20 protein-coding genes and 1 tRNA gene are annotated in these 20,767 nt (G+C 63.6%); 19 read left to right on the top strand and 2 right to left on the bottom strand.

The window, feature by feature from the left end:
• Window positions 1-124 precede the first annotated feature (124 nt).
• From ACYP01_RS25775 to ACYP01_RS25760, 4 genes are read left to right on the top strand one after another with little or no spacing between them, the layout of a single operon-like run.
• Complete coding sequence (locus ACYP01_RS25775) at window positions 125-1,051, top strand: ABC transporter permease (protein ID WP_003946101.1); 927 nt, start codon at window positions 125-127, stop codon at window positions 1,049-1,051.
• Window positions 1,044-2,000 carry an ABC transporter permease gene (locus tag ACYP01_RS25770; protein ID WP_003946092.1) on the top strand — a complete coding sequence of 319 codons (957 nt, stop codon included), beginning with the start codon at window positions 1,044-1,046 and terminating at the stop codon, window positions 1,998-2,000. Before ACYP01_RS25775 ends, ACYP01_RS25770 begins: the two co-directional genes overlap by 8 nt.
• A 5-nt stretch (window positions 2,001-2,005) precedes the next feature.
• The gene (locus tag ACYP01_RS25765) at window positions 2,006-3,730 is read left to right on the top strand and encodes a dipeptide ABC transporter ATP-binding protein (protein ID WP_116058234.1); all 1,725 of its coding nucleotides are present in this window, start codon (window positions 2,006-2,008) and stop codon (window positions 3,728-3,730) included.
• 56 nt (window positions 3,731-3,786) lie between these two features.
• On the top strand, window positions 3,787-4,536 hold the full coding sequence (locus ACYP01_RS25760; protein ID WP_459683060.1) for a Fic family protein: 750 nt from the start codon (window positions 3,787-3,789) through the stop codon (window positions 4,534-4,536).
• A 391-nt stretch (window positions 4,537-4,927) separates the two neighbouring features.
• Here ACYP01_RS25760 and ACYP01_RS25755 read toward each other — a convergent pair whose 3' ends face one another.
• Window positions 4,928-5,746: an HAD-IB family hydrolase gene (locus ACYP01_RS25755; RefSeq protein ID WP_003946123.1), complete on the bottom strand. Its 819-nt coding sequence runs from the start codon at window positions 5,744-5,746 to the stop codon at window positions 4,928-4,930.
• Between the two features lie 312 nt (window positions 5,747-6,058).
• Here ACYP01_RS25755 and ssd point away from each other — a divergent pair, with 312 nt between their 5' ends.
• From ssd to ACYP01_RS25720, 7 genes are all read left to right on the top strand, one after another.
• Entirely contained in the window at window positions 6,059-7,153 is a 1,095-nt protein-coding gene (gene ssd / locus ACYP01_RS25750) for a septum site-determining protein Ssd (RefSeq protein WP_459683059.1), read from the top strand.
• Window positions 7,150-8,331, top strand: a complete 1,182-nt coding sequence (locus ACYP01_RS25745) for a TadA family conjugal transfer-associated ATPase (RefSeq protein ID WP_459683058.1) — start codon at window positions 7,150-7,152, stop codon at window positions 8,329-8,331. The genes ssd and ACYP01_RS25745 overlap by 4 nt, the downstream gene beginning before the upstream one ends.
• Window positions 8,328-9,116 (top strand): type II secretion system F family protein, encoded by a 789-nt coding sequence (locus ACYP01_RS25740; protein ID WP_064443037.1) that lies wholly within the window; start codon window positions 8,328-8,330, stop codon window positions 9,114-9,116. The genes ACYP01_RS25745 and ACYP01_RS25740 overlap by 4 nt, the downstream gene beginning before the upstream one ends.
• Window positions 9,113-9,697, top strand: a complete 585-nt coding sequence (locus ACYP01_RS25735; RefSeq protein ID WP_459683057.1) for a type II secretion system F family protein — start codon at window positions 9,113-9,115, stop codon at window positions 9,695-9,697. Before ACYP01_RS25740 ends, ACYP01_RS25735 begins: the two co-directional genes overlap by 4 nt.
• Window positions 9,698-9,762: 65 nt before the next feature.
• Window positions 9,763-9,966: a DUF4244 domain-containing protein gene (locus ACYP01_RS25730; RefSeq protein WP_007732448.1), complete on the top strand. Its 204-nt coding sequence runs from the start codon at window positions 9,763-9,765 to the stop codon at window positions 9,964-9,966.
• Complete coding sequence (locus ACYP01_RS25725) at window positions 9,966-10,325, top strand: TadE family type IV pilus minor pilin (RefSeq protein ID WP_047270007.1); 360 nt, start codon at window positions 9,966-9,968, stop codon at window positions 10,323-10,325. Before ACYP01_RS25730 ends, ACYP01_RS25725 begins: the two co-directional genes overlap by 1 nt.
• Window positions 10,322-10,672, top strand: a complete 351-nt coding sequence (locus ACYP01_RS25720) for an Rv3654c family TadE-like protein (protein ID WP_007732450.1) — start codon at window positions 10,322-10,324, stop codon at window positions 10,670-10,672. Before ACYP01_RS25725 ends, ACYP01_RS25720 begins: the two co-directional genes overlap by 4 nt.
• Here the strand turns inward: ACYP01_RS25720 and ACYP01_RS25715 are convergent.
• Window positions 10,665-12,953 carry a DEAD/DEAH box helicase gene (locus tag ACYP01_RS25715; RefSeq protein WP_459683448.1) on the bottom strand — a complete coding sequence of 763 codons (2,289 nt, stop codon included), beginning with the start codon at window positions 12,951-12,953 and terminating at the stop codon, window positions 10,665-10,667. The genes ACYP01_RS25720 and ACYP01_RS25715 overlap by 8 nt on opposite strands.
• A gap of 456 nt (window positions 12,954-13,409) precedes the next feature.
• Between ACYP01_RS25715 and cspE the strand changes: the two genes are divergently transcribed.
• The 8 genes from cspE to ACYP01_RS25675 all read left to right on the top strand — a co-directional run bounded on the left by cspE (window position 13,410) and on the right by ACYP01_RS25675 (window position 20,370).
• A complete protein-coding gene (gene cspE, locus ACYP01_RS25710; RefSeq protein WP_003946117.1) occupies window positions 13,410-13,613 on the top strand; it encodes a transcription antiterminator/RNA stability regulator CspE in 204 nt (67 codons plus the stop codon).
• A 183-nt stretch (window positions 13,614-13,796) separates the two neighbouring features.
• Window positions 13,797-14,381 (top strand): hypothetical protein, encoded by a 585-nt coding sequence (locus tag ACYP01_RS25705; RefSeq protein WP_003946106.1) that lies wholly within the window; start codon window positions 13,797-13,799, stop codon window positions 14,379-14,381.
• Window positions 14,382-14,573: 192 nt separating this feature from the next.
• Window positions 14,574-17,510, top strand: a complete 2,937-nt coding sequence (topA, locus tag ACYP01_RS25700) for a type I DNA topoisomerase (RefSeq protein WP_459683056.1) — start codon at window positions 14,574-14,576, stop codon at window positions 17,508-17,510.
• Between the two features lie 33 nt (window positions 17,511-17,543).
• The gene (locus ACYP01_RS25695; RefSeq protein WP_037132620.1) at window positions 17,544-18,773 is read left to right on the top strand and encodes a DNA polymerase III subunit delta'; all 1,230 of its coding nucleotides are present in this window, start codon (window positions 17,544-17,546) and stop codon (window positions 18,771-18,773) included.
• A gap of 30 nt (window positions 18,774-18,803) precedes the next feature.
• Window positions 18,804-18,876, top strand: a tRNA-Thr gene (locus ACYP01_RS25690).
• A 121-nt stretch (window positions 18,877-18,997) separates the two neighbouring features.
• A complete protein-coding gene (locus tag ACYP01_RS25685) occupies window positions 18,998-19,567 on the top strand; it encodes an RDD family protein (RefSeq protein WP_459683055.1) in 570 nt (189 codons plus the stop codon).
• Window positions 19,568-19,597: 30 nt separating this feature from the next.
• On the top strand, window positions 19,598-20,020 hold the full coding sequence (locus tag ACYP01_RS25680) for a DUF2752 domain-containing protein (RefSeq protein WP_007732476.1): 423 nt from the start codon (window positions 19,598-19,600) through the stop codon (window positions 20,018-20,020).
• Window positions 20,021-20,172: 152 nt separating this feature from the next.
• Window positions 20,173-20,370 carry a hypothetical protein gene (locus ACYP01_RS25675; RefSeq protein ID WP_459683054.1) on the top strand — a complete coding sequence of 66 codons (198 nt, stop codon included), beginning with the start codon at window positions 20,173-20,175 and terminating at the stop codon, window positions 20,368-20,370.
• Window positions 20,371-20,767 lie beyond the last annotated feature (397 nt).

The following is a 20,767-nucleotide window of genomic DNA, read 5'->3' as shown; positions in this document are numbered from 1 at the left end:
GCGTAGAACGATCCGCATCTGAAACGTGAGTTCGGGGCGGCAGGCGCCCTGCCTGCCGTCCCGAACTCGTGTTCACACCGGACTGTCCGCTGACGTACACGATCATCGACAAGGAGGTGATCCGATGCTCTGGTACATCGGTCGCCGAGTGCTTCAAATGATCCCGGTTTTTCTCGGGGCCACTCTTCTGATCTACGCCATGGTCTTCCTGCTTCCCGGTGATCCGATTGCCGCGTTGGCGGGCGACAAGGCGCTCAGTCCGGCTGTGGCAGCACAGCTTCGGGAGCGCTACCACCTCGATCTCCCCTTCTATCAGCAGTACCTGCTGTACCTGAAGGGCATCTTCACGCTGGACTTCGGCACGTCGTTCTCCGGACGACCTGTCAGTGAAGTTCTGGCACAGGCATTTCCGATCACGATGAAACTTGCCTTCATGGCACTGATCGTCGAGACCGTCTTCGGTGTCGGCTTCGGCCTCATCGCCGGCCTGCGTAAGGGCGGATTCTTCGACAGCACCGTCCTGCTGTTCAGCCTCGTTCTCATCGCCATCCCGATCTTCGTGATCGGCTTCCTGGCTCAGTTCTTCATCGGCGTCAAATGGGGCATCGTCCCGCCGACGGTCGGTGGCAACACCAGCTTCAAGAATCTCCTGCTCCCCGCCCTGGTTCTGGGTTCGGTCTCGTTCGCCTACGTCCTGCGACTGACCCGAACGTCCGTGGCGGAGAACCTGAGTGCCGACTACGTGCGCACTGCCACCGCCAAGGGACTTTCCCGTGGACGAGTGGTTCGCGTGCACGTGTTGCGCAACTCGCTGATCCCCGTGGTCACGTTCCTGGGCGCCGACCTCGCAACGTTGATGGGCGGCGCCATCGTCACCGAGGGCATCTTCAACATCAACGGCGTCGGCGGCACGATCTACCAGGCCGTGACCAGAGGTGAAGCGCCGACGGTGGTTTCGTTCGTCACCATTCTCATCGTGATCTACCTGATCGCAAATCTGCTCGTCGACCTCTTGTACGCCGCGCTCGATCCGAGGATCCGCTATGTCTGAGACCGTGAAGACCGGACGCGCCGTCCGGCAAAGTCATTTCGTGGCACCGCCCGAAGTTGCGGCACCGGGGGAGACGGACGCCGTCAAACTCGATCAGGCGCCGACGAGTATGTGGACCGACGCGTGGCGCGATCTGCGCAAGCGCCCCCTGTTCATCATCTCGACGATCATCATCCTCGCGGTCATCGTCATCGCAGCGTTTCCGGGCTTGTTCACGAGTACCGATCCGCGGTTCTGCGACCTCACCTACAGCATGCAGGGACCGACCTCCGGCCACTGGTTCGGTTTCGACCGCCAGGGCTGTGACGTGTACTCGCGCACCATCTACGGTGCTCGCGCATCCGTACTCGTGGGCGTCGGCGTCACGGCGTCGGTGCTGGTGATCGGAGTGATCTTCGGTGCACTGTCCGGGTTCTACGGCGGCTGGACCGATTCGATTCTCTCCCGCGTCGCCGACATCTTCTTCGGTATCCCGCTGATCCTCGCTGCCATCGTTCTGATGCAGCTGTTCACCGATCGCACCATCTGGACCGTCGTCGGCGTCCTGGCACTCTTCGGTTGGCCGCAGATGGCACGAATTGCTCGAGGCGCGGTGATCTCGGCGAAGAACAACGACTACGTCATGGCTTCGGAAGCGTTGGGTGTCTCGAAGCTCAAGACACTGATCCGCCACGTCATCCCGAACTCGTTGGCGCCCATCATCGTGGTGGCCACCATCTCGCTCGGCACGTACATCGTCGCCGAGGCGACGCTGTCCTTCCTCGGTATCGGACTTCCGTCCACCGAGGTTTCGTGGGGCGGCGACATCAGCAACGCTCAGGTGACGCTGCGTCAGGGATCGACCATTCTGTTCTACCCGGCAACGGCTTTGGCGATCACCGTCCTCGGATTCATCATGATGGGTGACGCTCTGCGCGACGCCCTCGATCCCAAGTCGCGGAAGCGGTGAGCACGATGACCACCAAGGAAACTCTCACCTCGGAGGAAACTCCGTTGCTCGAGATTCGTGATCTCGAGGTGTCTTTCCAATCCAATTCCGGTCCGGTTCCGGCAGTTCGAGGCGTCAGCCTGACCGTCTACCCGGGTCAGACAGTCGCGATCGTCGGCGAATCGGGTTCGGGTAAGTCCACCACCGCCCACTCGATCATCAATCTGCTTCCCGGCACCGGCAAGGTGACGGCAGGCGAGATCATCTTCGACGGCAAGGACATCTCGAAGGTCTCGGAGAAGGACTTCGTCCACATCCGGGGCAGCCAGATCGGTTTGGTTCCGCAGGACCCGATGTCGAATCTGAATCCCGTGTGGAAAGTGGGCTTCCAGATCGAGGAAGCTCTGGCCGCCAACGGAATTGCCAAGGGCAAGGCAGCCAAGGTTCGGGCCGCCGAACTGCTCGAGGAGGCCGGCCTCGCCGAAGCCGAGAGCCGGTTGGGCCAGTACCCGCACGAGTTCTCGGGCGGTATGCGTCAGCGCGCACTCATCGCGATCGGGTTGTCCGCTCGTCCGAAGCTCCTGATCGCGGACGAGCCGACGTCGGCGCTCGACGTCACCGTCCAGCGTCAGATCCTCGACCACCTCGACGGTCTGACTACGGAACTCGGCACCGCCGTTCTGCTCATCACCCACGATCTGGGGTTGGCCGCCGAGCGTGCCGAGCATCTGATCGTGATGAGCAAGGGTCGTATCGTCGAATCCGGTCCGGCACTGGAGATTCTGAAGCGCCCGCAGCATCCGTACACGCAGAAGCTGGTCGCGGCTGCGCCGTCGTTGGCGTCGAAGCGGCTCAGCTCGTCGGTGGCACGCGCCGAGATTCGCGAACAGGCGGAAGAGGTCGCCGAAGCGGTGAAGGCCGAGGAAAGTACGGCAGAGTCCTTCGGCAAGGCGACCGACGACGTTCTTGTCGTCGATCATCTGACCAAGGTGTTCAAGCTGCGCAAGGGTTTCCGCAAGACCACCGACTTCACAGCCGTGAACGACGTGTCCTTCAAGGTCCGCCGCGGAACCACGACGGCGATCGTCGGGGAATCAGGTTCCGGTAAGTCGACGGTCGCGCAGATGGTCCTCGGTCTGCTCGAGCCCACCGCAGGCAACGTGGTCTTCGACGGTCAGGACGTGGCGAAACTCGGTGCGAAGGAAACATTTGCGTTCCGTCGTCGAGTGCAGCCGATCTTCCAGAACCCCTACGGCACACTCGACCCGATGTACTCGATCTACCGCACGATCGAGGAGCCGCTGCGTACCCACAAGGTCGGGACCAAAGCCGAGCGTGAGGCTCGCGTCCGCGAACTTCTCGACAAGGTGGGTCTACCGCAGTCGGTCATGCGTCGGTTCCCGAACGAACTCTCCGGTGGACAGCGTCAGCGCGTCGCCATCGCGCGAGCACTGGCCTTGCAACCGGAGGTCGTGATCTGCGACGAGGCGGTCTCCGCTCTCGACGTGCTCGTGCAGGATCAGATCTTGACCCTGCTCAACGACCTGCAGGCAGAGTTCGGGTTGACGTACCTCTTCATCACGCACGACCTGGCCGTGGTTCGTCAGATCGCGGACAACGTGTTGGTGATGTCGCGTGGCTCGATCGTCGAATCGGCACCGATCGACGACGTGTTCGGTAATCCGCAACAGGACTACACCCGCAAGTTGCTCGACGCGATACCCGGTGGGTCCATCAAGCTGGGAAGCTGACGCAACAGGTAGGTAGGCAAGTCCGCAGAGGGGCTGCAAGGGTACCGTCGTTGATCGTGACGGACCCCTTGCAGCCCCTCGTCGATCTTCCAGGCGTACGCGCCGCCGCCGATCATGCGCGCGACGCTCTGGGTGAGGTTCATCGGCACAAGACCAACCGTCGCGGTTGGCCCACCACTGCCGCCGAAGCCGCGGTTCGCGCCGCGCGAGCCTCCGCATCGCTCGCCGGAGGCACCACCGAATTGCCGGCCGAGGGCATGGCCGGTGATCCGATTCTCGCGGGTGCTCTGCGCGTGGCTCAGGCTCTCGACGGCGACAGCCTTCCGCTCATGGAGTCGACGTGGAAGCGAGCCCCACTTCAGGCTCTGGCCCGGCTGCACCTGTTGGCCGCGGCGGATCTCGTCGAGGACGCAGATCAACTGGGGCGGCCACGGTCGGATCGCGGAGTGGGGGAGCGGTTGGACGCTCTCGCCCAACTCGTTACAGGCGGAACCAGTGCACCGGCACCGATTCTGGCGGCCGTCGTACACGGAGAACTCTTGGCGCTGAGCCCGTTCGGCACCGCTGACGGCATCGTCGCCCGCGCGGCCTCGCGTCTGGTTGCGGTCTCGTCGGGACTGGATCCGCACAATCTCGGGGTCCCCGAGGTCAGTTGGCTTCGGCGGCCACAGGCGTACACGGACGGCGCGGCAGGATTCGCTTCGGGAAATCCGGCGGGCGTCGGCAGCTGGGTGATTCTGTGCTGTGGTGCTCTCGAAGCCGGTGCGCGAGAGGCGACTTCGATTGCCGACGCCGCTACCGGATAGTCCGGCAAATTGCGCCTGCCGGAACATAACGAACGGGCGGCGCTGCCGATAAATCGACTTCGCCGCCCGTCAGCACGGACTACTCGTTACCAAGCGTGCTCGGTGGGTTGTGTGGGTGGCCTCGGCGAGGGATCGCACTTTCTGAGGTCGTCCCCGCAACCTGTGCGGGGTCCTCGCTCAAATTGAACGAATCTCGCAGGCCCACAACGCTTCTGCCCTTATAGTGGCTTGTGCTCCGCGTGGGTGCCCTAGTGCCCGTGCTAGGAATTTCGGTTGGGGAAACGGTCCTTCTCTTCCGAGCCGTTCCTGGCCTTCCGTTCTTCCGTAACTCCTTTGTACCCTGTGTCCGGGCTCACAGCAAGTACCAATTTTTGTTTGTGGGCCTTGGATTTCAGCGTTTCCGGCGCAGTAGCCCGAAGGTCATGGCGCCGGCCACCAGAGCTGCGATTCCCACCGCAGCGGTAGTGGCCACCGTGGTCGTGGACTGGGCCGACAATCGGGCACGAAGTGAGACCGGATTCGAGAAAGTCAGTATGGGCCAACCGTTTACGGCCGCTTCCTTGCGCAACGCTCGATCGGGGTTGACTGCGGTCGGATGTCCGACAGCCTCGAGCATGGGTAAATCCGTCACCGAGTCGGAGTAGGCGTAACTGGCGGCGAGGTCGTAACCGTACTCCGCGGCGAGTTTTTCCATGGCTTCGACCTTGCCGGGGCCGTAGCAGTAGAAGTCCACCTCGCCGGTGTAGTGGCCGTCTTCCTCCCTCATCGACGTCGCGACGGAATGGGTGGCGCCGAGGGCGCGGGCGATCGGTGCGACGATCTCTTCACCCGAAGCAGACACGACGATGACGTCGTGTCCACGCAGCTTGTGATCTGCGATCAGATCGGCCGCCTCGGCGAAGACGAGTGGATCGACGATGTCGTGCAGAGTCTCCGCGACGACGGCCTTCACCTGTTCCACGTCCCAGCCCGCACACATCGCCGTCAGATGCTCGCGCATGCGCTCCATCTGATCGTGATCGGCGCCGGACAGTAGAAACAGGAATTGCGCATAGCTGCTCTTGAGAACCGAGCGTCGATTGATCAGACCCTGTGCGAAGAATGGCTTGCTGAACGCCAGGGTGCTCGACTTCGCGATGATCGTTTTGTCCAAATCGAAGAAAGCGGCTGTCCGCCCGGTATTCAGTCCGTTCGCAGGCTTGTCGGTCACAGGATTGAGGATAGTCCGACAGGCGATTCGTGTGCTCTTCGGCAAGCGTCCTCTTTCGGCGAAAAACAGCAGTTCAGTGCAGCTCAGGCTTGCATTTCTCGCCGATGGCGGGTGTAAGATCGTTGCTGTTCGATTCGTTCGAACTAGTTCAGCCCGACCCCCCGGGGCTGAACTCAGACGGCCCCCGCCTCCTCCCCCCATTGGCGGGGGTCGTCCTCTGTCTCAGGCCTGTTTCTCCCCAACCTCCCAGTTGTCCACAGGGTTGTTCGGCCCACTGTTTTCGGTGCCGGTGCTCGTTCAGGCTCTGCAGTCATGAACACGACGATCAGCTCTCAGGAAACCGGGGCTCCCATTCTGGTTCTCGTCGACGACGCGAAAATCCTCGCGAGCGTGCGACGCGTCGCTGCCGCGGTGGACCGCCGGCTGGACGAGGCCGAGCATCCCGTGTCCCGGCAACAGTGGAACCGGGCCTCGGCGGTGGTACTGGACGCGTCGGCGGCGCGAGATGCTCTGGCTCGTTCCCCCAAGCGAACGCGAGTGTTCCTCGTGTGCGACGGAACACCGACCGTCGACGATTGGAAGAGGGCCACCGCGATCGGAGCCGACAGCGTTCTGTCCTTGCCCGAGGAAGAGAACGCGCTGGTCGCAGTTCTGGCCGACCACGTAGACGTCAGTGGTGACGGCACCGTCGTGAGCGTGGTGGGTGGTTGTGGTGGCGGCGGAGCCTCGGCAACTGCTGCGGCAGTCGCGTTGACGTCGGCGGCACGTCACGTCCCGACGCTGTTGGTGGACGTCGACGCACTCGGTTCCGGCGCCGACGTGCTGTTGGGTATCGAGACTGCTCCCGGATTACGTTGGGGTGCACTGACCGTCGAGGGCGGGCGGTTGTCCCCGGATGCGCTGCGCGATGCACTGCCGGCGAAGGGAAAGTTTCTGAGGGTTCTGGCGAGCAGTCGCCGGGAGATCGACGGTCCGACAGTGACCGCCGTTCGCGCCGTGCTGGACGCAGGTCGCAGTTCCGGCGGGCTCGTGGTCTGCGACGTGCCACGTCATCCCAGCGAGGTAGGTCAGGCCGTGTTGGAGATGTCGGATTCGGTGCTCGTGGTGGTTCCGGCCACCGTGGCCGCATGCGTCGCGGCCGAGAAGGTCGGAGCCTGGGTGGTGCGACACAACTCCAACGTCGGTCTCGTCGTGCGTGGGCCGGCACCGGGAGGCCTACGCGGCGCCGATGTGGCAGACATGCTCGGCCTGCCCCTGACGGCCGTGATGCGCGGCCACCGATCGCTAGCGCCGATGCTCGAGCGTGGTGGCCTCGAATTGACCCGCGGTTGTCCGTTGAGTGTGGCGGCAACAGCGGTACTCGACGCCGTCGAATCCGGCGCACGCCCGCGCAGGGCTGCGGCATGAGTGCGTTGGTCACGGCCGAACTGCTCGACCGAGTTCGCGAGCGATTGACGGCGTCGTCGGTCGCCGAGCCGACGGCGGCCACCGTTGCCGATGCCGTGCGAGCCGAGTCCTCCGGCGTTCTGGCGGACACGGATCTGTTGGAGGTCGTCAGGGTGCTCCAGACGGAACTGACAGGCGCGGGGCCGCTCGAACCTCTACTGCACGAACCCGGGGTCGCCGACGTACTGGTGACCGCGCCGGATCAGGTCTGGGTGGACCGCGGGGTCGGCCTCGAAAGGTCGGGGGTCCGGTTCACCGACGAGGCAGCCGTGCGTCGACTGGCGCAGCGGTTGGCACTGTCGGCAGGTCGACGCCTCGACGACGCCCAACCGTGGGTCGACGGCCGCCTGCGGGGCGTCGGCGACGGGCACTTCGGGGTACGACTTCATGCCGTACTCGCACCCGTGGCCCAGGGTGGAACCTGCGTGTCACTGCGAGTGTTGCGGCCCGCGACCCAGGGTCTCGACGCGCTGTCCGCCCACGGCGCCGTGGAACCGGACGCGCGGGAGCTCCTCAATCGCATCATTTCTTGTCGCTTGGCTTTTCTGGTGATCGGCGGGACCGGTGCGGGAAAGACCACGTTGTTGTCCGCCATGCTCGGCGCGGTCGACCCGCGCGAGCGAATCGTCTGTGTCGAGGACGCGGCCGAACTGGCGCCGCCGCATCCGCACGTCGTCCGCCTCGTCGCCAGAGCTCCCAACGTCGAGGGCGTCGGAGAGGTGACGGTGCGCGATCTGGTTCGGCAGGCACTACGAATGCGTCCCGATCGCATCGTCGTCGGTGAGGTCCGCGGCGCAGAGGTGACTGATCTGCTCACGGCGATGAACACCGGCCACGACGGCGGCGCCGGCACCGTTCACGCCAATTCGCCCGAAGAGGTGCCGGCCAGACTCGAGGCGTTGGCGGCGCTCGGCGGGATGGATCGCCACGCGTTGCACAGTCAACTTGCCGCGGCAGTTCAAGTGATCCTGCACGTGCACAGATTGGCTGACGGATCGAGGCGTCTCGAACAGATCGGTGTCATCGACCGCGGTGCGGACGGGTATGTACGAATCGTGCAGGCGTGGCCGGACGGCGGTTCGGGTCGTGAGCGGCTCGAGCGGATGTTCCGGCTTCGCAATCGAGAGGTCGGGACGTGACGGTTTCCCTCTTGGCCTTCGCGTTGGCGGTCTCGATTGCGCCGGTGCGGGATTCACGTGCTCGGCTCGCTACGTACACCCCGAGCGTCCGCAAGCCCTCCCGGCAGATTCGGTGGCAGTTCGTCGCCGCATTTCTCGCGATTTCGGCCGCGTGGATCCTCGGAGGTCTTCCGGCAGGGTGTGCGGCTGTCGTCCTCGCCGGGACCCTGATCCTCCGTGGCCGACGCGCGAATGCAGCCGAAACCCGGGATCTCTCACAGAAGATGCTGCTCTCCGGTCTGGAGGTGCTGATCGCCGAGCTGAGCGTCGGCGCGCATCCTGCAGCGGCCAGTTCTGTTGCAGGCGAGGAATGTACCGGAGAAGTGAGTGCCGTATTCCGTTCCGCTGGGGCCAGGGCGCGTCTCGGTGGTTCTGCCGCAGCGGCCTTCGCGGTACCGGATTCGTGCATCGAGCGTGAGTTCTCCCGCATCGGATCCGTCTGGCGGGTCGCCGACCAACACGGGCTGGCACTGGCGGAACTACTCGGCGCCGTCCGGACGGACATGTTGGGACGTAGACGCTTTCGTCAGCGTACCGAGGCCGGGTTGGCGGGCGCTCGGGCGACCGCTGCGGTGTTGGCCTTTCTCCCGCTGTTGGGGATCGGTCTCGGGCAATTGATGGGTGCTTCGCCGCTGCGCGTGCTGTTCGGAGGTGGGCTCGGCGGCGTGCTCCTGGTGATCGGAACCGCTTGTGTCTCAGCTGGTCTGCTCTGGACCGACCGGATAACTGCGAAGGTCACGTCGTGAGTTGGGCATCCGTGGCGATGATGGCGTTGGCGTTCGCGATCATTCCCGCTCGTCGCGGTGCTTCGGCCAGGGCGGCAGAAATTCTCTTCGCGGACACAACAACAGAAGATTCGGTTCCAGTCCCGGACAAGCCGGATCCACTCGCAGTTGCCGCAAGTCTCGACCTTCTCGGGGCCTGCCTACGAGCGGGGCTTCCCGTCTCCGCCGCGATCACAGCGATGGCGTCGACGGCACCGAAACCGATGGCCGACTCGCTTCGTCGCGTCGCCGACCTTCTGGCGCTCGGTGCCGATCCCGACGCCGCGTGGAGCGAAGCCGCTCTCGATCCCGATACCGAGGCGCTCGCCAGAATGGCTCGGCGTTCCGCCCGTTCGGGTTCGTCGCTGTCCTCATCCATGGCCGAACTCGCCGAGCGCAGTCGAGGTGACGCCGAGGATCTTGCTGCTGCCGCAGCCGAACGCGCGGGAGTGCTGATCAGCGGTCCACTCGGGCTGTGTTTCCTGCCGGCGTTCATCGCCTTGGGCATCGTCCCGGTGGTGATCGGGCTTGCCGCGACTGTGCTCGGTAACGGCCTGCTGTGAGCCGGATCCGAGTGAAAGCTCCTGCGGCAGAAGTGCTGCCACAGGTTTCGATTGAAGGGGGAGAAATGATTTCGAAGACGTTGAGGACGGTGTCGGCCAGATTTGCGCTGTTGGTTGCCGAGGACGACGGCATGTCCACCGCGGAGTATGCGATCGGCACGATTGCGGCTGCCGCATTCGGTGCCGTCCTGTACACGGTTGTCACTGGCGACTCCATTGTCTCGGCGCTGACAGGCATCATCGACAAGGCGCTCAAGACAGCTGTGTGATGTTGTCCACGAGAGGTATTCGGCAAGCGGACGACGGCGCCGTGACGGTGGAGGCCGCGATTGCTCTGGCTTCGATCGTCACGGTGGTCGTGCTGTGTGTCGGTGGAGTCCTGGCGGTGTCGATGCAGGTTCGGTGTGTCGACGCCGCTCGTGAGGCCGCGCGGTTGGTGGCACGTGGTGATCGTGAGTCTGCGGTCGCCACGGCCCGCCGGATCGCACCCGAAGATGCGTCGATCTCGGTGGAGATCGTGGACGGTTTTGCCGTTGCCGTTGTCAGCGCCGAGAGTGCGTTGCTGCCGTTGGTCGACATTTCTTCCGAGGCGGTGGCAGCTGTGGAGTCGGGAGTGGAGGAGGGGTGAACCTACGTGACGACGAAGGTGTTGCCACGGTTCTGGCGTGCTGCGTTCTGGCAGCGATCGTGATGGTGACCGGTGGGATGCTGCATGTCGGTTCCGCAGTGGTGGCTCGGCACACGGCTCAGTCGGCCGCTGATCTTTCGGCTCTCGGCGGTGCGGGCGCCTTGGACGGCGGCGACGAGTCGGCGTGTGAGATGTCCGCGGTGATCGCGGAGCGGATGCGTACGGTGCTCGAGGAGTGCGAGGTGCAGGGGTGGGATGTATTGGTCGAGATACGCGCACCGGTGTTGTTGTCGGGCTTCGGGATCGGGGATGCGCAGGCTTACGCGCGTGCGGGTCCGGTCAGCTGATCGTGTCGATCACGGCGGTCAGAACCTTGACCGCGCCGTCTTTGTCGAGTGGGTCGTTTCCGTTGCCGCACTTGGGTGAATAGACGCAGGACGGGCAACCGTGAGCGCACTCGCAGGACAGTATGGCGTCGCGCGTCGCGGTGAGCCATCGGGACAGTTCGCTGTGCCCTCGGTCGGCGAACCCGGCGCCGCCGGCATGACCGTCGTAGACGAAGACGGTCGGGAGTCCGGTGTCCGCGTGCATCGCGGTGGACACTCCGCCGATGTCTCCGCGGTCGCAGATCGCCACCAGTGGCAGCAGGCCGATTGCGGCATGTTCGGCGGCATGCAGTGATCCGGGGAACCGTTCGGGCGGGACCCCGATTGATTCGAGGAGTTCCGGCGTGACCGTGTACATCACTGCCCTGGTGGGCAAAGTGTGTGCGGGCATGTCGAGTTCGATCGAGTCGAGGACTTCACCCGAAGTCAACCGTCGTAGGTACCCGACGACTTGATGTGTCACCTCGACCTGGACGAGAGCGACGGCGATGTCGCCGTAGTTCTTGTGCTCGAGTTGTTCGGTGATCGTGATTTCGGTGGTCTCGCGAGCCGAGGTGGTCCAGTCCGGATTCTCGGTGTGCACCAGTGCGAGTCCGACGTCGAGGTCCAGTTCGTCGACGACGTAGGTCTCGCCTTGATGGATGTGCACGGCGCCGGGATGAACTGTGGCCGGAGCGCGGCCCGCGTCGACAGTGCCCAGCATCCGGCCGGATTCACCGTCGACAATGGCCACCTGAGTTCCGATGCCGCCGCGAATGTCCAAAGAGCCGTGGGGGTTCGAATCGGCGGTGACGAACCACCCGTGCTTTCGGCGCCGGATCTTGCCTTCCTCGGACAGTCTCGTCAGAACCTCGAGAGCCCCGAACGCGTCCACCTCGGCATCGGAAAGTGGGAGTTCCATTGCAGCGCAGAGAAGTTGTGGTCCCAGGACGTACGGATTTCCGGGATCTGTCACCGTCGCCTCGACGGGTTTGTCGAGTACCGCTGACGGATGGTGAACGAGGTAGGTGTCGAGTGGATCGTCGCGGGCGATCAACACGACGAGTGAACCCTCACCGCGTCGCCCGGAGCGACCCGCTTGCTGCCAGAACGAGGCGACGGTGCCCGGGAAGCCTGCCACGACAACGGCGTCGAGGCCTGCGATGTCGACGCCGAGCTCCAGTGCGTTGGTGGTGGCTGCGCCCAGCAGTGTGCCGTCGGCGAGTGCAGCTTCCAGTTCGCGTCTGTCCTCGGCCAGATATCCGGCGCGATACGACGCGACTCGCTCGGCGAGGTCCGGGTCCACCTCGGCGAGTAGACGTTTGGTGGCCATCGCGGTCAGTTCGGCGCCGCGGCGGGAGCGGACGAAGGTGAGAGTGCGGGCGCCTTCGATCATGAGGTCGGCCATGATCCGCGCGGCTTCCGCGCCCGCGGGACGTCGTACCGGGCTACCGTTTTCGCCGGTCAATGCCTCGAGTAGCGGCGGCTCCCACAGCGCGACGGTGCGTGGGCCGTGCGGCGATCCGTCTTTCGTGACCTCGGTGCAGTGTGCGCCTATCAGCCGCGATGCCGCCGCGCCGGGATCTGCTGTGGTCGCACTCGCCAGGATGAAGGTGGGTTCGGCGCCGTAACGGGCTGCAATTCTGCGTAATCGCCGGATCACGAGCGCGACGTTGGATCCGAAGACTCCCCTGTAGGAGTGGCATTCGTCGATGATCACGTATTTCAGGTTGCGGAAGAAGTGTGCCCATCGCTGATGGGTTCTGAGCAGAGAAATGTGGATCATGTCGGGGTTGGTGAAGAGCCAGCGTGAGTTCTCACGTGCCCAAGTGCGGAGTTCCTGCGAGGTGTCGCCGTCGTACGCACTGGCGTTCGTGCTGCGAAGTTCGACGTCGAAGTCGGTGAGGGACAGCACTGCTCGCAGTTGATCCGAGCCCAGCGCTTTGGTGGGGGAGAGGTACAGGGCAGTTGCGAGCGGATCGGTCGCCATGGCCGTCAGCACCGGGAGTTGGTACGCCAGTGACTTACCCGACGCCGTACCGGTGGCCACGACCACGTGTTTTCCGGCGTAAGCGAGGTCGGCGGCCTCACTCTGGTGGATCCACGGGGACCGCACGCTGTACTCGGCGAGCGCACGTACGACGCTGGGGTGCACCCACTCCGGCCATTCGGTGAACTCGGCTACGCGAGCAGGTAACTGCGCGGTGAACATCAGTGGTTTTTCGCTTCCACTGACCCCGGCGACGACCCGATCGAGCAGCATCTGCCCGTAGGTCTCGCCAGGCTTCCCTCCCGGGGCGGGGATCGGGGAAGGTGCGTTCACGTGACTCTCCGGGCTCGGCGTTGGGGTGTGGCGGCAATCGGAAACTGTCGCTACCTGCAGTTTTGATGATACGCAACGGTCGGCGGTCTTGGTGGAACCGGGTGCTCGGCGCGCGCGCGGGAAACCACGATCGTGGGCTGTTTTTCTCGTAGCGAACTTTTAACGTTTTTAGTTCCCTTTTCGACTGTTGTGCACGCGGAGAACATGGTTGACTGACAATCGGTCGCAGCTTCTGTGTTCGTAGGCTTGAGAAAGTGCACGCTCGCAGGATCGTTGTTGCGGGCGCGGTGCTCTGCCTTTCCTGAGGGGGAAATAAAGACGTACAGCGGTCGGAACCGGCCCGGTGGACTGTAAGGGCTGTTCACCGAATCCGGTGTTAGAAAGAGAAGGAAAAGCATGGCACAGGGCACTGTGAAGTGGTTCAACGCTGAAAAGGGCTTCGGCTTCATCGCTCCCGAAGACGGTTCCGCAGACGTCTTCGTTCACTACTCCGAAATTCAGGGCAACGGCTTCCGTACCCTCGAGGAGAACCAGCGTGTGGAGTTCGAGGTCGGCCAGGGCACCAAGGGTCCCCAGGCTACCGGCGTTCGCGCGGTCTGATTTTTCCGCTCACTCGCTGAGCGATTAGTTCGGACAGTATTTGTCCCCCATCGCATCCGTGCGGTGGGGGACAAATCTTTTCGGGCTGAGCCAGTCTTTCTCTGTCCGAGGTAATGCACGCAGCTGTCCGACCACGGCCGGTCGTCTATGCCGTCAGTACCTTCGTGGCTTACGTTTCACTCTGTGAGCCAACTGTCCTTTTTCTCTGCCGAGTCGATTCCACCTGCCGTGACGGACCTCGCCGGAATGCTGGCCGGACCGGGTCAGGTCGTGACCTCGGAGGACCGCGCCCGGATCTCGATCGTCGTGGATCGGGACTGGAGAGCGCAGGCCGTTGCCGAGTTGATCGCGCAGTGCGGACTCGGGGCCGAGGTGACGCGTAGTGAAGAAGGCAGCCCATTGGTCCGCACTCAGTCGACGCCCGCACTCCTTCCGCTGTCCGTGCAGTGGACCAAGGGAGCTGTGAAGGCGGTGCCGGTCGGTTGGGTACCGAACTCCCGCCAACTCCGGGTGTGGGCCGTCGCGGCCGGCAGGCTCGAAGAAGGCGGCGAGCGATTCGTGTTCGGCCTCGACCCTCATGCCAAGGAGACGCACGCACCGCTGGCTCAGGCCTTGATGCGGGTTGGTATCGCGCCGACTCAACTGGGTAACCGGACACCGGGCCCGGGGCTCCGTGTGTCGGGAAAGAAGAGACTGACAAAGCTCGTCGAATACCTCGGTGAGGCGCCGAAACACGTCGACACCTCTGTCGCCTGGCCACACGTCTGACAGTGCTGATGCCGCGTGTCCGCCGGTGCTGATGCCGCGTGTCCGACGGAGCCCATACTGTACTGATCTGCACGAATGTCTTGCGGGTATGTCACTCTGTAAAGAGAGACACGGGGTATAACTTGCTCCACACGTCTAGTTCTGAAGATCTGCCGACGGCAGTGAACGTCCAAAGGAAGGCTCGGGCAGCAGGTGGCTAAAGCGGACAACGGCAGCGGTCAGGGAGCGTCCGGTAACCCTCGTCGCCTCGTGATCGTCGAGTCACCGACCAAGGCGCGCAAAATCGCTCCCTACCTCGGTAAGGACTACGTCGTCGAGGCATCGGTCGGTCACATTCGCGACCTCCCGCGCGGCGCAGCGGACGTTCCGGCCAAGTACAAGGGCGAGTCCTGGGCCCGTCTCGGCGTCAACGTCGATCACGACTTCGAGCCGCTCTATGTCGTGAGCCCGGAAAAGAAGGGCAAGGTCGCCGAACTCAAGTCTCTGTTGAAGGACGCCGACGAGCTCTTCCTCGCAACTGACCCCGACCGCGAGGGCGAGGCAATCGCCTGGCATCTCCTCGAGACCCTCAAGCCCAAGATTCCGGTTCGTCGAATGGTCTTCCACGAGATCACCGAGCCGGCAATCCGTGCTGCTGCCGAAGACACCCGCGAACTCGACACCGACCTCGTCGATGCTCAGGAAACCCGCCGCATCCTCGACCGTCTCTACGGTTACGAGGTCAGCCCGGTTCTCTGGAAGAAGGTCATGCCGAAGCTCTCGGCCGGCCGCGTCCAGTCGGTGGCCACTCGCGTCATCGTCCAGCGTGAACGCGAGCGCATGGCGTTCAAGTCGGCGTCGTACTGGGATATTTCCGCGACGCTCGACGCCGGTGCAGAGGCGAGCCCGCGTAGTTTCGGTGCGCGCCTGGTCTCCGTCGACGGTTCGCGTGTCGCCTCCGGTCGCGATTTCGGGGCTGACGGAAAGCTCAAGGGCAGCGCGGTCACCGTGCTCGACGAGGCGTACGCGCGTCGTCTCGCGGAAGCATTGCAGGGCGTCGACCTCACGGTTTCCTCCGCCGAGGACAAGCCGTACACCCGCAAGCCTTACCCGCCGTTCATGACGTCGACGCTCCAGCAGGAAGCCGGACGCAAACTTCGTTTCACGTCCGAGCGTGCAATGCGCATCGCACAGCGTCTGTACGAAAACGGCTACATCACCTACATGCGTACCGACTCGACGACTCTCTCGGAGTCGGCGATCGCTGCCGCTCGTGCGCAGGCCACCGAGTTGTACGGTCCGGAGTACGTCCATCCGACGCCGCGTCAGTACACCCGCAAGGTCAAGAACGCGCAGGAAGCCCACGAGGCGATCCGCCCCGCCGGCGACGTGTTCCAGACCCCGGGTCAGCTGCACTCCAAGCTCGATTCCGACGAGTTCAAGCTGTACGAACTGATCTGGCAGCGGACCGTCGCTTCGCAGATGGCCGACGCCCGCGGTACGACGTTGACGCTTCGCATCTCCGGCACGGCAGGCACCGGCGAGGACTGCACGTTCTCCGCTTCGGGTCGCACCATCGTGTTCGCCGGCTTCCTCAAGGCTTACGTCGAGAGCGTCGACGAAGAGGCCGGCGGTCAGTCCGACGACGCCGAATCCAGGCTTCCGGTGCTGGTCAAGGGTCAGGAAGTCACGGCCACCAAGCTCGATCCGGACGGACACAGCACCAACCCGCCCGCTCGCTACACAGAAGCCAGCCTGATCAAGACGCTCGAAGAACTCGGCATCGGCCGTCCTTCGACCTACTCGTCGATCATCAAGACCATTCTCGATCGCGGATACGTCTACAAGCGTGGCAGCGCGCTGGTTCCGTCCTGGGTGGCGTTTGCCGTCATCGGGCTGCTCGAGGTGCATTTCGGCCGGCTGGTCGACTTCGATTTCACGGCAGGAATGGAAGACGATCTCGACGCGATCGCCGGCGGCCGTGAGCAGCGTGGCAACTGGCTGAGCAGCTTCTACTTCGGCGGCGCGACAGGCGCAGAAGGTTCGGTCGCCCGCGAGGGCGGGCTGAAGAAGATGGTCGGTGTCAATCTCGAGGAGATCGACGCTCGCGAGGTCAACTCCATCCGTCTCTTCGACGACGCCGAGGGCCGCGAGGTTCATGTGCGCGTCGGCCGGTTCGGCCCGTATCTCGAGCGCATGGTTCAGAACCCGGACGATCCCGAAGGCGATTTGATCTCGCAGCGGGCAAATCTTCCCGATGACCTGCCACCGGACGAGCTCACTCCCGAGTACGCCGAGAAGTTGTTCTCGACGCCTCAAGAGGGCCGCAAGCTGGGCGTCGACCCGCTGACGGGCCACGAGATCGTCGCGAAGGAAGGCCGCTTCGGTCCCTACGTGACCGAGATCCTGCCCGAACCGCCGGCCGAGCCGGAACCGGACATCGTTCCCGTCACCGCTCCCGAGCCGGAAGAAATCAGCTCGGGCAGCACCAAGACTGCGGTGAAGAAGGCCGCAGCCAAGAAGGCACCCGCGAAGAAGGCTGCCAAGAAGGTCGCAGGCCCCAAGCCGCGGACGGGATCGCTGCTCAAGTCCATGGATTTGGCGACGATCACCTTGGAAGATGCGCTGCGTCTGCTGTCGCTTCCGCGCGTCGTGGGTGTCGACCCCGAATCGAAGGAAGAGATCACCGCGCAGAACGGCCGTTACGGTCCGTACCTGAAGAAGGGCACGGACTCACGCTCGCTCGCCAACGAAGAGCAGATGTTCACCGTCACGCTCGACGAGGCCCTCAAGATCTACGCCGAGCCGAAGCGTCGTGGGCGTCAGGCGTCGGCAACGCCTCCGCTGCGTGAGTTGGGCGTCGATCCGGTCAGCGAGAAGCCGATGGTGATCAAGGACGGCCGTTTCGGTCCGTACGTCACCGACGGCGAGACCAACGCCAGCCTTCGTAAGGACGACGACGTCGAATCCATTTCCGATGCTCGGGCGTCGGAGTTGCTGGCTGATCGTCGTGCGCGCGGCCCGGTCAAGAAGAAGGCAGCAGCCAAGAAGGCTCCGGCCAAGAAGGCCGCTGCCAAGAAAACAGCCGCAAAGAAGGCCCCGGCAAAGAAGGCCGCCGCCAAGAAGGCTCCGGCGAAGAAAGACTCGTAAGGCTTCGTCGGTGCCGACGGTTAGGGTTTTTGCATGAGTACTGAAGTGGCCGAACGAGGTGTGTTCGGTCGGCTGGTGGGTCAGCACGACGTCGAGCAGAGCCTGCGTGATGCTGCACTGTCGGCTCGTGGCGATTCCAGCGGCTCGGAGATGACCCACGCGTGGCTCTTCACCGGGCCACCCGGCTCTGGTCGTTCGGTGGCTGCTCTCTGCTTCGCCGCTGCCCTGCAATGCACCTCCGACGGTGCACCAGGGTGCGGTGAGTGTCATGCGTGTACGACGACGATGGGTGGAACCCATGGTGACGTACGACGGATCATCCCCGACGGCCTGAGCATCAGCGTCAAAGGCATGCGCGAGATAGTCAACATCGCTTCGCGTCGACCGACGACGGGGCGGTGGCAGGTGATCGTGGTCGAGGATGCCGATCGTTTGACCGAAGGCGCAGCCAACGCCCTCCTGAAGGTTGTCGAGGAGCCGCCGGACCGCACGGTCATCCTGCTCTGCGCGCCGACGACCGATCCGGAAGACATGTCTGTCACCCTCCGATCGCGGTGTCGGCACATGCCGTTGGTGACGCCGTCCGTCGAATCGATCGCCCAGGTACTGATCGACCGCGACGGGCTGGATCCGGAACGGGCGAGAATCGCCGCATCGATCAGCGGCGGACATGTCGGCCGGGCTCGGCGTCTCGCCACCGACGAGAGCGCGCGCGACGAGCGTCAGCGTTCGCTTCGACTTGCCGCAGACGCGATCGGGGCTTCGACGGCGTACAAGGCCGCAGAGAACTTGGTGAAGTCGATCGAGGCTGACACCAAGGCGTTCTATGCCGAACTCAAGGAACAGGAACTCGAGGAACTCAAGGTCTCCTTGGGTGGCGGTGGAACCGGCAAGGGAACAGCCGGGACTCTGCGCGGATCGGCTGGTCTGATCAAGGACCTCGAAGCGCGTCAGAAATCGCGCGACACCCGGGCCCGCCGCGACCTTCTCGACCGGACGCTGATCGACCTTGCCGGCATGTACCGGGACGCGCTCTCCTGTTCGCTGGGGTCGACGTCGACGGCGACCCATCCCGACATGGCTCGGCAGGCCGCCGAGTTGGCTGCACGAACGTCCCCGGAGGGGTTGCTCAAATGCATCGAAGCGGTGCTCGAATGCCGCGAGGCCGTCGACTTCAACGTCAAGTTGCAGTGGGCGCTCGATGCGATGGTTGCCTCCATCGGAGCCGCTTTCCGACCCCCGTTTTCGCGATCCGGGGGTTGACCAGATAGACTCGCCACCGCCGAAAGGCACGCTGCCTTAGCTCAGTCGGTAGAGCATTTCACTCGTAATGAAAAGGTCGAGAGTTCGATTCTCTCAGGCAGCTCAGCCAAGAGCCCCACACCCGGAAATCCGGATGTGGGGCTCTTGTCGTTAGTTCCCAATTCTTGCGTATGTGCGGTTTATCCTGAGTTCGGCGAACACGTGCCTGAACAGGGGAGACCTCGATGTCGGATCAGAACTGGGGACCAGGCCAAACATCGCAGAATCAGCCGCCCTACGGGCAGATGCCGCCGATGCCGCCGCAGGGTTATCAGCCGCCGACGCCCGCCTATCCGTACGCAAGCTGGATCTCTCGGGTGTTCGCGTCAATCCTCGACGGCTTTGTCGTTCCGCTCCCGGGCGTCATCCTCGCGATCATCGGGGCGGTGATCGCGTTCTCCGGATCCGAAGTGACCACATACGACGACGGCAGCGTGAGCGTTGAAGGCGGCAATCCGGTCGGCGTGATCGTCATGGTCGTCGGCATACTGGCGATCTTCTTGATCGAGGTATGGAACCTCGTCTTCAGACAAGGGAACACCGGACAGACGCTCGGCAAGAAGTGGCTGGGAATTTCGGTGATTCGGGAGTCCGACGGTGTACCGCTCGGCCCGGTGATGGCGCTGCTTCGTTGGATCATGATGGCGATCCTGGGTGGGGCATGCTTCCTCAACTATCTCTGGCCGCTCTGGGACTCGAAGCACCAGTGCTGGCACGACATGGTGGTCCGGTCGGTAGTCGTTCGCGCCCGCTAGTCGCGGCCGGGGTCTCTTACAGTGGGTGCCATGGAGTTGGAAGCGGTCACAAGTCGACGACGCTCGCTGGCCGCACCCGTCGGCGTTGCTGCAGTGGCCGTGACGGCCGCCGCGGTACTCCACTTCCGTGATCCCCACAGCGCGGGTAGTTACGGCGTTTGTCCGATGTACGCGTTGACGGGATTGTGGTGCCCGGCGTGTGGTGGCCTTCGTGCGGTCAATGACCTGACTAATCTGGATATTGGCGCCGCAGTGTCCAGCAATGCCTTGATCGTGCCGTTTATCGCGGTGTTGGTGATCGCGTGGATCGGTTGGACAGTGCGCCGTTGGAAAGGCACGCGGGATCGCATGATCGTGCTTCGGCCGACTGTGACGATCGTGGTGCTCGGAGTTCTCGTTGCATTTACGGTTGTTCGAAACACCCCGTGGGGGAGCTGGCTCGCGCCGGCGTGACGGTAAGAGGTCGACATGGCACTGCAGGTTTTTTCGCTCATCGTTCTGCTCGGCGCGCTGATCATCCTGATTCCGACGGCACGACGTGTCTTCGGCAAGAAGGACGACGAGTAGGCCTCGACAACTGGGCCCGCGCGGCACATGCTGGCGGTATGGCTGATTCATTGAAAGCCCGCGTCAAGGAAAAGTTGCTGAGGCAACTCGCCGAGGACGGTCGGCACCCGATTCAGGAAGCTGAGGGTGACGATCCGCGGTTGGTGTCGATCAACGACGATCTCGAAGCGTTGCAGCAGGCCGAGGAAGGCGATCCGATCGTCGAAGAACTGGCCGAGAGGTACTGGGTTCCGTGATGTTTACCGACCGCAGTGCTCTGACCTGGCGATTTGGTGTTGTGTTGATCTTCGCGTAACTTTGTCCAGGTCAGAGCGACACGGACACCGACTCCCACCTGCGAGGGTGAGTGACACGAGGTTGTACGAAGTGCCTGGCGAACACAATCCAGTTTTTCTTCACGGGGTTCCGGTTTGCGCCGGTGGCCAGGTTGGGATAGGCTGGAAAAGTTGCCCCGGAGCGGCGGCCATAGGGTCGTGGTGATGGTGTGTGCGTGTTCTTTGAGAACTCAACAGTGTGTCGATGAATGTCAGTGCCAAAATTTTTTTGGTACTTCGCATCCGCGAATGATCAACCGCCTCTTGGGGTTTGGTTGGTTTGTGGTGTGAGTATTTTTCGTCGGTGATTGTTCATTCT

The sequence above is a fragment of the Rhodococcus sp. no. 34 genome (assembly GCF_054589475.1).
Note: the sequence above shows the minus strand (reverse complement) of the source record. Positions and strands in the feature narration are given on the sequence as shown.

Coding starts and splice junctions, on each gene's coding strand:
- ACYP01_RS25775 (WP_003946101.1), top strand. CDS start 125: ATGCTCTGGTACATCGGTCGCCGAGTGCTTCAAATGATCCCGGTTTTT.
- ACYP01_RS25770 (WP_003946092.1), top strand. CDS start 1,044: ATGTCTGAGACCGTGAAGACCGGACGCGCCGTCCGGCAAAGTCATTTC.
- ACYP01_RS25765 (WP_116058234.1), top strand. CDS start 2,006: ATGACCACCAAGGAAACTCTCACCTCGGAGGAAACTCCGTTGCTCGAG.
- ssd (WP_459683059.1), top strand. CDS start 6,059: ATGAACACGACGATCAGCTCTCAGGAAACCGGGGCTCCCATTCTGGTT.
- ACYP01_RS25745 (WP_459683058.1), top strand. CDS start 7,150: ATGAGTGCGTTGGTCACGGCCGAACTGCTCGACCGAGTTCGCGAGCGA.
- ACYP01_RS25730 (WP_007732448.1), top strand. CDS start 9,763: ATGATTTCGAAGACGTTGAGGACGGTGTCGGCCAGATTTGCGCTGTTG.
- ACYP01_RS25725 (WP_047270007.1), top strand. CDS start 9,966: ATGTTGTCCACGAGAGGTATTCGGCAAGCGGACGACGGCGCCGTGACG.
- ACYP01_RS25715 (WP_459683448.1), bottom strand. CDS start 12,953: ATGCTGCTCGATCGGGTCGTCGCCGGGGTCAGTGGAAGCGAAAAACCA.
- cspE (WP_003946117.1), top strand. CDS start 13,410: ATGGCACAGGGCACTGTGAAGTGGTTCAACGCTGAAAAGGGCTTCGGC.
- ACYP01_RS25695 (WP_037132620.1), top strand. CDS start 17,544: ATGAGTACTGAAGTGGCCGAACGAGGTGTGTTCGGTCGGCTGGTGGGT.
- ACYP01_RS25685 (WP_459683055.1), top strand. CDS start 18,998: ATGTCGGATCAGAACTGGGGACCAGGCCAAACATCGCAGAATCAGCCG.
- ACYP01_RS25680 (WP_007732476.1), top strand. CDS start 19,598: ATGGAGTTGGAAGCGGTCACAAGTCGACGACGCTCGCTGGCCGCACCC.
- ACYP01_RS25675 (WP_459683054.1), top strand. CDS start 20,173: ATGGCTGATTCATTGAAAGCCCGCGTCAAGGAAAAGTTGCTGAGGCAA.